We start from the raw sequence: 11445 nt of genomic DNA on the forward strand, positions 1-11445 counted from the left end.
CGCCGCCACCCGGCATACGCCGTCGTCGTGGCCCGGCGGAGCCGCGCTCAGCGGGTCGCGGGCGGTCCTGCCTCGACCCGGCGACGGACCTCGGCGAGGCCCTGCGGCCCCGGATCGAGGTCCCACCAGCTCTCGATCCACCACGTGGCGCCGGCCTGCTCCCAGGCGGCGGGCTCTGCCGGCTCGAGCGAGGTGAACGAGCCCCACGAGTCGGCCTCGATGACGACGTCGTAGTGCTCCCAGGGCAGGCCCGCCTCGGTGCGGAGCCGGCGCACCGGGTCGACGACGGCCGCGAACGCCTCGACCGTCTTGGCCTGCCCGTCGGGTGGCGCGATCGCGGGAACGAGGCCCTGCCATCGGGCGGCGCGCTCGAGCGAGCGCTGGCGCCCACCCCCCGGCGTGGGCGCCCCGACGACCCAGACCGGCGGGTGGGGGCGCTGGGGGGTCGCCGGTGGCAGCATGAAGTCGTTGGGGCCGGCGCTGTAGTGCTCACCCGCGTACGTGAAGGTCGCGGCGTCCTCGAGCAGCCCGGCGTAGATCGCCAGGCACTCGTCGAGCTTGCGGGCGCGCACGGCGCGCCCCTCGTCGGCCTCGAACGCCGTCCAGCCGGGATGGAGGGCCCCGAGACCGACCGACATGAAGGCCCGCCCGCCGCTGATGCGGTCGACCGAGCCGACCCGGGAGGCGAGGTCCCACGGCCGGTGGCGGGACGCCGGCGTCAGGAGCGTGCCGAGCCGGATGCGCTCGGTGACCATGGCGGCCGCGCCCAGCTGCACCCAGGCGTCGACGCCGTAGAGGGCCTCCCAGCCCAGGACGGCGTCCCACCCCCGCTCCTCGCCGAGGCGCGCCAGCTCGGCGAACTCGCGCTCGGTGGCGTACGGGACGACGAAGCCGCTCTTCATGCTCCGTTCCTACCAAGGGGTGGGGACAGCGGGGCCCTCGTCGCGCGACAGGCGACGCGTTGCAAGAAGTTGCAGAACTTTCTTTGAGTTTTCGGCCTGATGCGGAACGATGGTGGCCCGTGACGCGATCAGCAACCCAGACCCTGACCCACCCGGCGCGCGACCTCGAGGTGCGCGAGGAGGCGACCCCCGTGCACGCCGCGGACCGCCCGGACGCCGCCTGGTGGCGCCAAGCCGTGATCTACCAGATCTACCCGCGCTCGTGGGCCGACAGCGACGGCGACGGCATCGGCGACCTTCCCGGCATCACCTCGCGCCTGCCCCACCTGCGCGCGCTCGGCGTCGACGCCATCTGGCTCTCGCCCTTCTACACCTCGCCGCAGGCCGACGCCGGCTACGACGTCGCCGACTACCGCGACATCGACCCCATCTTCGGCACGCTCGCCGACGCCGACGCGATGATCGCGCGCGCCCACGAGCTCGACCTCAAGGTCATCGTCGACATGGTGCCGAACCACTCCTCCGACGAGCACGTGTGGTTCCAGGCCGCCCTGGCCGCCGGCCCCGGCTCGGCCGAGCGCGAGCGCTACATGTTCCGCGAGGGCCGCGGCGAGCACGGCGAGCTGCCCCCGAACAACTGGGAGTCCGTCTTCGGCGGCGCCGCGTGGACCCGGGTCACCGAGGCCGACGGCAAGCCGGGCCAGTGGTACCTCCACATCTTCGACACGAAGCAGCCCGACTTCAACTGGGAGCACCCCGAGGTGCGCGCCGAGTTCGAGTCGATCCTGCGCTTCTGGCTCGACCGCGGTGTCGACGGCTTCCGCGTCGACGTCGCGCACGGCCTCATCAAGGAGCAGGGCCTGCCCGACACCGAGGAGGAGCGCACGACGATGCTCGGCCACTCCGAGCACGAGCACGGCCTCGAGGGCCTGCACGAGGCGGCTCCGGTCGAGGAGGCACCGCGGATCGACCACACGAAGCGCAGCCCCATGTGGGACCAGGACGGCGTGCACGAGGTCTACCGCGCGTGGCGGCGGATCCTCGAGTCCTACGGCACGCCCGACCGCATCCTCTGCGCCGAGGCGTGGGTCGAGCCGCAGGAGCGGGCCGTCGCCTACGTCCGTCCGGACGAGATGCACCAGGCGTTCAACTTCGACTTCCTCACCGCCTCCTGGACGGCCGAGGACCTGCGCACCGTCATCACCTCGTCGCTGCACGCCGCCGACTCCGTCGGCGCTCCGTCGACGTGGGTGCTGTCCAACCACGACGTCGTGCGCCACGCCTCGCGCCTCGGCTTCGCGCCCGGCACCCCGCGGATGAACGGCATCGCGGCCACCGACCCGCAGCCCGACCGCGAGCTCGGCCTGCGTCGGGCGCGGGCCGCCACGGCGCTCATGCTCGCACTGCCCGGCGGCGCGTACATCTACCAGGGCGAGGAGCTCGGCCTGCCCGACTCCACCGACATGCCGGCCGAGTTCCGCCAGGACCCCACCTTCGCGCGCACCGACGGTGCCGAGACCGGCCGCGACGGCTGCCGCGTCCCGATCCCGTGGTCCGCCGACGGCCCGTCGCTCGGCTTCGGCCCCGGCGACAGCACGTGGCTGCCGCAGCCCGACGTCTACGCCGACTACGCCGTCGACCGCCAGGAGGGTGTGGCCGGCTCGACCCTCGAGCTCTACCGCGCGCTCCTCGCCGCCCGTCGTGAGCTGTCCCTCGGGACCGGCTCGCTCACGTGGGTCGAGGGGTATGCCGGCGACGTCGTCGCGCTGACCAACGGCTCCTCCCAGCGTGGCCGGGTCCTCGTCGTCGCGAACCTCGGGGCCGAGCCCGTCGCCCTCCCCGAGGGCGCGGAGCTCGTCGTGGCCTCCGGGCCGCTCGAGGACGGTCTCGTCCCGACCGACACGACGGTCTGGGCCCGCTGGTCCTGACGTCCTGACCACAGGTCCCCGACCCGCTCGCGCGTGAGGCCCCCGTCCTGCTGGACGGGGGCCTCACGGCATACGTGCTCGCGACCTGCGGCGCCGGTCAGGTCACCGGCGCCCGGGCCCGGACCCCGTCGACCGGGTGTAGTCGGCGGTGGCGCCCGACGGTGGGGTCAGGGAGTCCGCCGACGCCCAGGTCGTCGGCCGGGGCGCCAGCGCGAACCTCACGTCGGCGCCGTTCCTGACGGAGCGCAGCGGCAGCCACGAGCCCGGGTGGGTCGCGCCGTCGACGGTCATGCCGGCGATGAAGGGCGACGACGCCGCGTCACGGTCGGTGGTGATGCGAACCGCCTTGTTGCGCAACCACATCGTGACGCCCGGGAACTGGGGCGTGGACAGCGCCAGCCCGGACGACGAGCCGACCGTCGGGTACATCCCGAGGGCGGCGAAGACGTACCAGCTCGACAGGGCTCCCATGTCGTCGTTGCCGGGCAGGCCGTCCCGACCGGTCCCGAACGTCACGTCCATGAGCTTCTGCACGATGTACTGCGTGGACGCCGGCGCGCCGGCCCAGTTGTACGCCCACGGGGCGTTGAACCCCATCTCGTTGCCCATGTAGAAGGTCTCGGAGTCCTGGCCTCCGTTGAGCTGCTGCATCGTCGGCACCGTCGAGAGGGTTGCGTCGATGGAGAAGAGCCGGTCGAGGCGTGCGACCGCCTGCTCCTTGCCGCCGATCGCCCTGATGAGGTCGGTCCACGCGTAGCCGAACGACCAGAAGTAGTTCGGCTCCGTCGACTCGTGGAAGGTGCCGGGCTGGAGCGCCCCCGGCGTTCCCGGGGTCGTCGGGGCGGCGCGCGTCGCGATGCGGCCGTTGTCCGCGTCGAAGATGTGGCGCCACCAGCCCGTCCGGTCCACCAGCGTGTCGAGGTCGGACTGGGTGACGTCGACACTCGGGTCGGTACGCACGGACTGCGGGATCTCGGCCAGGAAGGCCGCGGCGGCACGGTCGCTGTTCCAGCGCTCGATGTTGCTCGAGGACCACTCCGGGCTCGGGTAGTAGCCGTCGCGGAGGTACTGCTCGGAGCTGCTCATGCTCTTGTTCGCGTTGCACGTGCTGCTCTGGTCGAAGACGGACTGCTTCACCAGTCGGGCCGCGTTCCTGACGTCGAAGTCCCTGGCCCCGAAGGAGTAGACGCCCGCGAGCACCGGCAGGGCGTTGTCGCCGGCCATGGGGGTCGAGTCGTCGCTCGCGTCGACCCAGTGCGGGAAGGCACCGCACTGCTCGGCGTCCACGACGAGCGACTGCATCATCTCGCTCGACTCCTTGGGCGCGAGCAGCGCGAGCAGCTGGGCCTGGGAGCGGTAGGTGTCCCACAGGGAGAAGCTGCTGTAGTGCGTGCCGTAGCCACCCGTGCTGCCGTCCGGGCGGGTGTACGCGTAGTCCGCCACGTTGGCGACGGCTCGCTGCTCGATCCCGCCCGTGGTGTCGACACCGGTGGCGAGGGGCCGTCCGGCCTTCATGCTGCGGAAGTCCCCGTTGACGTCGGAGTAGACCGTGGGCGAGCCGAAGACCCGGTAGAGCGCCGTGTAGAACTTCACGAGCCCGTCGCGCTGCCCGGGCGTGAGCGTCCTGGGGTCTGCCGCACGGTCGACCTGGATCGTGTTGAGCCGCGCGTTCCAGGCGGCGTCGGCGGCCCGGCGGGTCTGCTCGAAGCTGTTCCGGGCGTTCTCGGCGTGGAGGTTGCGCTCGGCGTTGGCCACGCTGACCGCGGAGATCCCGACCCGCATCGTCAGGGTCGGGTCCGAGGCGGGCAGGTCGTAGTGCAGCAGGGCGGCCCCGTCGCGGACGGTGTTGACGCCGGGCTCGGCGGCGTGGGTCAGCGGACGGTCGAGCTCCGCGTAGAAGTGGACCGGCGAGTTGTACGGCGTGCCGTACGGGGTGCAGAACGCCGGGGCGACCGACGTGCCGGACAGGACCCGCCCGGAGCTGCTCACGGTCAGCGACACGTGGTCCGACGTGATCTTGCCGGCCTCGGTGCCGCGGTTGCTGTTCCCGTTGAGCCTGGTGTCGATGGAGAAGTAGCCGGAGCCGGCGTCCGGGTAGGTCAGCTGCGCCATGCCCGTGCGGGTCGTCGCCGTCAGGTCGACCTTGACCTTGTTGTCCATCGTCACGCCGTAGTAGCCGGGTGACGCCGACTCCGTCTCGGTGTGGAAGCCGACACCCGTCGGGACGCCCGTGCTCGATGCGACGGCGGTGGGCGTCGAGGCGGGCATCATGCCGACAGCTCCCTGCCCGGGGCAGCCCACACCATTGAGGTGCGTCAGGCTGAAGAAGTTGATGCGTCCCGTGGGCGCCTCGGGCGGGTTGAGGTAGCCGCCGGACCCGTTGAAGTTCGTCCGCGGCATGTCGGGGCCGAAGTTCGTGAAGCCGAAGGGGACCTTGGCGCCGGGGTTGTTGTTCCCGGCGTAGCCGCTCGTGGCAGAGACCGCCGTGCCGATGAACGGGTCGACGTACTGCGTCAGGGGCAGCACGTCCCGGTGGTGCGGGGGGACGGCCGGATGGCCCTCGGCGAGAGCCGTCGCCCCCGAGCTCGCTGCGAGGAGGCCGACGGCCACGAGCGCGACGGCCCGCCTCCTCCGGTAACTGGGATGGGACATGGTTGGCGCTCCTTCTCCCCCGACGCTGGGGGGGTGGTCGTCTGGCCGGGCCACCGTATGGGCGTGCCGGAACGGCGGACAAGGCGGATTGCCCTCTTTGTCCGATCAGGACGTCCGGCGGGACACGTCGTGTCGGCCACCGGCCACGAGTCCTGCGCCTGCCCCGGGACGCGCTCGTCACGGCATACCCGGGCCTGTGGATGACGGCCGAGGGGGCACGCGCGGCTCTCCTACGGTCGAGGACATGACGCGCTACGCCATCGACGCCCACGGGGTGTCCCGTGAGCGGCTCGCGCTGGCGCACGACCCCGCCGAGCTGCGCGAGTGCGCGTCACTCGTGGGCGCGTCGACCTCTGGTGGGCTGGCCTCGCTGGGTGACGAGGGTGACGTCCTGAGGGTCGCGCTCGAGCGGTTCCGCGTCGTCCACACCCACGCCCTCGATGCCGTCGCCGATGCGGCCGACGCGCTCGGCGGCCGGCTCGACCGGTCGACGCTCGAGGCACGGGCGGCGGAGCTGTTCGTCACCGCCCAGTTCGCCGGAGTGACCACGAGCAGCGCTGTGGCTCTTGGTGATCCGATTGACGCAGCGGCGTCGTGAGTCGCGTCCACGAGACCGGTCACGCGTCCGTGACGATCCCCGGCGACGTCGCGCTCCCGCTACCGAGGGGTGACGTCGCAGGCCTCCGAGCGGCCGCGCGCTCGCTCGACCGGGCCGCATCTCGAGCCCGTTCGACGGCCACCGTGCGCGGGACGCTGGGGACGCGGCTCGCAGCCGTCTGGACCGGGGACGTCGCGACCGCGGCCTGTTCGGAGGCCGACGAGCTGGGCGTCCGGGCGCGTCGCGTGGTCGGCGCGCTGCCCGTCGCGTCCCGGTCCCTGCTCACGTATGCCACCGCGCTCGACCACGCCCAGGCGCGCGTTCGCTCGTTGCAGCGTCAGTGGGACGCGCTCGACACCGAGCACGCTCTGGCTCTCCTGCGTGTCGCGGCGCTGCCCGACCCGACGGGCGCCGTCGGACTGCTGGGGACGGAGCGAGCCCGCTCGGAGCAGGCGGTGGGTCGCAGCCGGCTGAGCCGCACGTACGCCGGCGTCCTCGACGACCTGCGCGCGGCGGCACGACGTGGTGCGGGGCTCGTAGCCGGCGCCACCGACGTGACGTTCCCGTCCGGCGCGATGGCCGGTGCGGAGCGGGTGCGGTCTGCCGTCACGGGTGGCCTGTGGTTCGCGGACGGTGTCGTGAGCGCACGCGTGTCACGTGACGCCGCGCTCGCCGACAGCCTCCTCGTGCGCCGGGCCCTGACCGCGGTGGGCGCAGCGCGCGCGATGGGCGACGAGAGCACTGCGCAGGCCGTGAGCCGTGTCCGGGCACGAGTCGACGACCCGGTCTACGCGCAGGCGCTGCTGTCGGAGCTCGGTCCCGACGGGCTCGCCCGGCTCCTCATGGCCGCCGGTGTGACCCGGAGCGCATCGGGTGCCCACGTCGACAGGGTGCGCGATCTCCTGGGCGCGTTCGGTTCGCTCGTCATCACGGCCACGAGCCACGCAGCGCCCACCGGGACCGACCCGCGGACTCGTGCCCAGCTGGCGTCGAGTGCCGCCCTGCTCGCGGACGACCTCGTCGCCGGTGTCGACACGGTTCACGTCGACCCGGTGGGCGGGGGCCGGGCGACCGGGGCGTGGCTGCTGGGCCAGCTGCTCTCGGGGGCCCGGTCCGCCGGCGACGACCGCCGGCTCCAGCCCGGGCTCGCACGACGCGCGGCCGCCGCGGCAGCCACCGCGGAGATCGCCGAGACCCGAGACGCCGACGTCGCGCTGACGCACGGGACGACGCTGCTCGCCGACGCCGGGGCGGCCTTCGCCTCGTGGTTCGACGACGGCACGCGCACCGGTGACCCGGTGCACGTGCTGCTCGGTCATGTCGGCAACGACCCCGTGGAGCAGTCGGCTCTGCTGGCCGAGCCGCTGCCCGGGTCGCCGACCGCCGGGGGTGCGTTGTCCAACGCACGGGGCGACCGCCTCACCCTCGGTGAGCACCTCGTGCGTCGATGGGTCACCCACGAGGCCAACGGGATCGAGAGCCACCCTGATCTCCGGCTGTCGACCGACACCGACCTCGTGCGGCTTCTCACGAGCGTCGCGACGTCCACGGACGAGGGAGCAGCCGAGACCCGCGCGCGGGTGATGCTCGAGGTCTCGCGCACGAGCGCGCACGCGATGCTCGAGGCGTCGACGACGCGCATCTACGCCGGGGCGACGGCGCCCCTGGAGCACCTCGTCGTCGACTGGTTCTCGGCGATGCGCGAGAACGTCGACCGCGCTCTCGGGGCGCTGATGCTGGGCTCGGAGCCTGCCTCGGGCTATGCCGTCGCGACCTCACACGGTATGCAGCCGTGGCTCGACGGTCCGGAGCTGACCGGAGTCGTCGGCGCCCTGGCGCTAGACACGGGCATGGGCCTGCGCGCCAAGGACACTGGTGTCGCCTACCAGCGACTCGTCGACCGCGAGCTCGGGGCGGCGCGGGACACCGTGGAACGCGGGGGCGACGTGGGTCGCGACGTCGTGCGGCTGGGCTTTCTCGACCAGGCGGCGTCCGCGTCGCTCGTGGCCGTCGCCCGACGCCAGGACGCGCTCAACCGCTCGGCGTGGCAGTCGCTCGCCGAGGCCGGTCACGTCATCGCCGAGGTCCGACGCAGGGGTGTCAGCGGCCTCGCCGCGACGGTGCACACCTACGTCGACGGCGGGACGATGCGCACGTCGACCGACGATCTCGTCATCGCCCTCGTCCGTTCCCACGTCGAGCTGGCCCAGACCGAGCTCGACGACGGCCGTCGCGCAGAGCTGGTCGCCCGCATCGAGGCGATCACCCGAGACTGCACCGACGTGCTCCCGGCCATCCGACTCGGGGCCGGCCGCGCTCCTCTCCTCCCGACGGTCTCTGACCTGCGGGCGGCTCGGGACGCCGAGATCCGGGCCGCGTTCGACGCCGCCGTCAAGGACGGCGCACGCAGCACCGCGAGATCGGCCACGGACCGCCTCAGACAGCACACGGGCCCTCTCGACCGGACCCATGTCGTCCCCGGGCGGGCGCAACCGTGGGAGCCTTCGCCCGCCGATGCGGAGACTCGACTACGCGACGCGCCGCTGACGGGGTCGGCGCAGAAGGCCGATCCGTGGCATCGCGCCGGTTCCTGGGTGATCGACGACATAGGCGAGCGCGCAAGCGTGTTCCCCCTGCTCGGCGGGGACGGGCGACGACGGACGCTCATCCAGATGCCCGGTAGCGTGAACGGGGTGCCCGGCCGGTTCGAATGGATCCTCGACGGGGACCACCTCACTCATCAGCTGTTCGTCCGAGACGGAAAGATCAACGGGGTGCCCATCAAGCCATGAGTCACGACATCCGGACACCGATGACGGCCGACTTCGTCGCAGAGCACGTCGAGCTGACGCCCGCTGAGCTGGCTCGTGGCTTTCGCCTGCGGTTCGTGGACGAGGCCGCCGTCGTCCACCTCGCCGAGCGGTCGATCTCCGACGGAGGCTCGCCCGATCCCGCCCTCGACGCGCTCAGTCTGCTGCTCGCCGACGAGCTCGACCGCGTGGAGCCATTGATCTCCGACATCGAGGAACGACATGCGGTCGACGGCACCGAGGCCAGCAGGATCTGGCTCTACCTCGTGCTGCTCCTCGCCTTCGAAGGACGCAACGCCTCCGGCAATCCGATGTCAGAGATCGAGCGGATCTACGCCGACTTCGACTATCCCGAGGAGATCGAGAACTTCGTTCCCTTCCTCCCCGCGCCAGAGGGGCAGGCTCCGGGGCCCGAGGGGATCGAGGCGCGCTGGGTTGCCTACCTTGAGGCTCGTGACATCGAGTTCCGCGAGCGCGGCAGGAGTGACTGACCCGTCGCGCACGAGGCAGACGGACGTGGTGGTCCGACGTGACCACCACACAGGCGGATAGCCTCGGAGACATGGTGACGACGCGGGCCTACCTCGCACACACGCCCGTGGCACTCGCCCACCGCGGCGGGTCGCTCTATGCGCCGAACGTCGGCCTCGAGAACACCATGACCGCCTTCGGCAACGCCGTCGACCTCGGCTACACCCACCTCGAGACCGACGTCCACGTCACCCGTGATGGCGAGCTCGTCGCATTCCACGACACGAGGCTCGACCGGGTCAGCAACGCCCGCGGACGCATCCGCGACCTGCCCTGGTCGGAGGTCTCACATGCGGAGGTCGGCGACGGTGGCCATGTGCCGCTGCTCACCGACGTGCTCGACGCGTGGCCGGAGGTCAACCTCAACATCGACCTCAAGGCGCCCGGCACGGCCGAGCCGCTCTGGCGCATCATCGAGGAGCGCGGCCTGCACGACCAGGTCTGCGTCGGCTCCTTCTCCCAGCGCAACATCTCGCACTTCCGCCGTCTGTCGCGGGGCACCGTCGCGACCGCTGCGGCTCAGGTCGGCACCGCCCTGGCGCGCTTCGGGCCCGGCGCGCTCACCGCGGTCTTCCGCACCCCGGCGGACGTCTTCCAGGTGCCGCCGTCGGTCCCGCTGCGAGGGCGTTCGGTGCCGGTCGTGACCCGGCGCCTCGTCGACACGGCCCACCGCTTCGGCAAGCAGGTCCACGTCTGGACCATCGACGACGCCGACGAGATGCGGCGCCTGCTCGACCTCGGTGTCGACGGGCTCGTCAGCGACCGCATCGACGTGCTCAAGGAGGTCCTCGTCGAGCGCGGCGCCTGGACCGGTCGCGCCTGAGCGCCGGCCCTGCACCACCGCGCGACCTGGCGGAGACGTCGGCCGCAGCTGACGGCATACGCCATCGGGTCAGCGGACGAGGACGTGCCCTCGCGACGTGCTGAGACGCGTCCAGCGGCCATGGGCCGCGATCGACGCCGGCTCGCCCGGCGCCGTGAAGCCGAGCACGTGCGCGCCGAACGCGAGTCCTGCCGCGATGGGCGGCACGGTGTCGCTCATCGTGCCCCAGGTGCGCCGCCGGAGAGCGTCGACCGCGTGACTCCCGGCATTCGCGGGGGTGCCCTCTGCGACCTGCGAGATGCCTTGGCGCGCAATGGAGTCGATGACCTCACCGTCGAGCTGACCGACCGGCTCCCATCCGTCCCGTGGAGGGGTGAGCCCGCTCCACGGCGCGCGGACGGTCGTCGGCGGGACGCTGAGCACCGCACCCGCACCGTCGCGGGCGAGTCTGTCGCTGACCGACGCGAACGACACGGTGGTGTCGACCGCGTCGGACGGCGCGATCGTCACGACGCGCATCCCGAGCACCGTGCCGTCCCCCATGAGACCGGTGCCCTCGATGACCGCGACCGTGGTGACGAGGAGGGTGCCGAGCACCTGGAGGCGCACGGCGCCGTCGGGGTTGGCGCGGCCCGCGCGCGCGAGGTAGGTGCCGAGGTCGGCGAGCCCTCGCTGGTCGCCGAAGTCGATCTGCGGCGTGCCCGTCATCGACGTCGCCTCCGGAAGGGTGCGGGGGCACCGACGTGGGACTGCACCGATGCCCGCTCGTCGGGCCGCATGCGCCTCGGCGACTCGCTCGCGAAGTCGTAGAGGGCGAGCTCGGTCTCGGCGACGGCGTAGACGGGACGCTCGCCCTCACCGACGCCGTCGGGGTCGGTGACGATGTAGGCGACGTCGAAGCCCGCGCCCCCGACCCGCGAGACCCACATCTGGATCTCGACCGGTGCGTGCCGGAAGCCGAGGGGGCGGCGGTACTCGATCTCGTGGCGCGACACGAGCACGCCCTCGTCGAGCATCGTCTTGTCGCCCGCTCCCCCGCCGTCGAACCAGTCGCGGAACGCGATGACGCGCGCGTCCTCGAGCAGGCGCAGGAACTGCACGTTGTTGATGTGCGCGTACGCGTCCATGTCGGACCAGCGCAGCGACACGTGCGCGGCATACGGCGTGGTCTGCGGTTCCGTCTCCGTCATGCCCCCATCCT

At 72.3% G+C, this 11445-nt stretch carries 9 protein-coding genes; 5 read left to right on the forward strand and 4 right to left on the reverse strand.

Going from position 1 to position 11445, the window contains the following annotated elements; genetic code table 11:
- Positions 1-47: 47 nt before the first annotated feature.
- Positions 48-902, reverse strand: coding sequence for an LLM class flavin-dependent oxidoreductase (locus ACSQ2D_RS13730; RefSeq protein WP_435986496.1), 855 nt, complete (start codon positions 900-902; stop codon positions 48-50).
- A gap of 119 nt (positions 903-1021) precedes the next feature.
- Between ACSQ2D_RS13730 and ACSQ2D_RS13735 the strand changes: the two genes are divergently transcribed.
- The gene (locus ACSQ2D_RS13735) at positions 1022-2830 is read left to right on the forward strand and encodes a glycoside hydrolase family 13 protein (protein ID WP_435986497.1); all 1809 of its coding nucleotides are present in this window, start codon (positions 1022-1024) and stop codon (positions 2828-2830) included.
- Between the two features lie 102 nt (positions 2831-2932).
- On the opposite strand, the gene ACSQ2D_RS13740 is transcribed toward ACSQ2D_RS13735, so the two are convergent.
- Complete coding sequence (locus ACSQ2D_RS13740; RefSeq protein ID WP_435986498.1) at positions 2933-5482, reverse strand: glycoside hydrolase domain-containing protein; 2550 nt, start codon at positions 5480-5482, stop codon at positions 2933-2935.
- A 244-nt stretch (positions 5483-5726) separates the two neighbouring features.
- Between ACSQ2D_RS13740 and ACSQ2D_RS13745 the strand changes: the two genes are divergently transcribed.
- From ACSQ2D_RS13745 to ACSQ2D_RS13760, 4 genes are all read left to right on the forward strand, one after another.
- Positions 5727-6080, forward strand: coding sequence for a hypothetical protein (locus ACSQ2D_RS13745; protein WP_435986499.1), 354 nt, complete (start codon positions 5727-5729; stop codon positions 6078-6080).
- The gene (locus tag ACSQ2D_RS13750) at positions 6077-8872 is read left to right on the forward strand and encodes a hypothetical protein (RefSeq protein ID WP_435986500.1); all 2796 of its coding nucleotides are present in this window, start codon (positions 6077-6079) and stop codon (positions 8870-8872) included. Before ACSQ2D_RS13745 ends, ACSQ2D_RS13750 begins: the two co-directional genes overlap by 4 nt.
- 20 nt (positions 8873-8892) lie before the next feature.
- Positions 8893-9381, forward strand: coding sequence for a DUF2247 family protein (locus ACSQ2D_RS13755; protein WP_435986501.1), 489 nt, complete (start codon positions 8893-8895; stop codon positions 9379-9381).
- Positions 9382-9452: 71 nt separating this feature from the next.
- Positions 9453-10244 carry a glycerophosphodiester phosphodiesterase gene (locus ACSQ2D_RS13760; protein WP_435986502.1) on the forward strand — a complete coding sequence of 264 codons (792 nt, stop codon included), beginning with the start codon at positions 9453-9455 and terminating at the stop codon, positions 10242-10244.
- 69 nt (positions 10245-10313) lie between these two features.
- On the opposite strand, the gene ACSQ2D_RS13765 is transcribed toward ACSQ2D_RS13760, so the two are convergent.
- Both ACSQ2D_RS13765 and ACSQ2D_RS13770 read right to left on the reverse strand, forming a co-directional pair.
- On the reverse strand, positions 10314-10952 hold the full coding sequence (locus ACSQ2D_RS13765) for a hypothetical protein (RefSeq protein ID WP_435986503.1): 639 nt from the start codon (positions 10950-10952) through the stop codon (positions 10314-10316).
- Positions 10949-11434 carry an acyl-CoA thioesterase gene (locus ACSQ2D_RS13770; RefSeq protein ID WP_435986504.1) on the reverse strand — a complete coding sequence of 162 codons (486 nt, stop codon included), beginning with the start codon at positions 11432-11434 and terminating at the stop codon, positions 10949-10951. The genes ACSQ2D_RS13765 and ACSQ2D_RS13770 overlap by 4 nt, the downstream gene beginning before the upstream one ends.
- Positions 11435-11445 lie beyond the last annotated feature (11 nt).

Source organism: Terrabacter sp. LjRoot27, from assembly GCF_964254175.1.
Classification (GTDB): Bacteria; Actinomycetota; Actinomycetes; order Actinomycetales; family Dermatophilaceae; genus Terrabacter.

Coding starts and splice junctions, on each gene's coding strand:
- ACSQ2D_RS13730 (WP_435986496.1), bottom strand. CDS start 902: ATGAAGAGCGGCTTCGTCGTCCCGTACGCCACCGAGCGCGAGTTCGCC.
- ACSQ2D_RS13740 (WP_435986498.1), bottom strand. CDS start 5,482: ATGTCCCATCCCAGTTACCGGAGGAGGCGGGCCGTCGCGCTCGTGGCC.
- ACSQ2D_RS13745 (WP_435986499.1), top strand. CDS start 5,727: ATGACGCGCTACGCCATCGACGCCCACGGGGTGTCCCGTGAGCGGCTC.
- ACSQ2D_RS13755 (WP_435986501.1), top strand. CDS start 8,893: ATGACGGCCGACTTCGTCGCAGAGCACGTCGAGCTGACGCCCGCTGAG.
- ACSQ2D_RS13760 (WP_435986502.1), top strand. CDS start 9,453: ATGGTGACGACGCGGGCCTACCTCGCACACACGCCCGTGGCACTCGCC.
- ACSQ2D_RS13765 (WP_435986503.1), bottom strand. CDS start 10,952: ATGACGGGCACGCCGCAGATCGACTTCGGCGACCAGCGAGGGCTCGCC.
- ACSQ2D_RS13770 (WP_435986504.1), bottom strand. CDS start 11,434: ATGACGGAGACGGAACCGCAGACCACGCCGTATGCCGCGCACGTGTCG.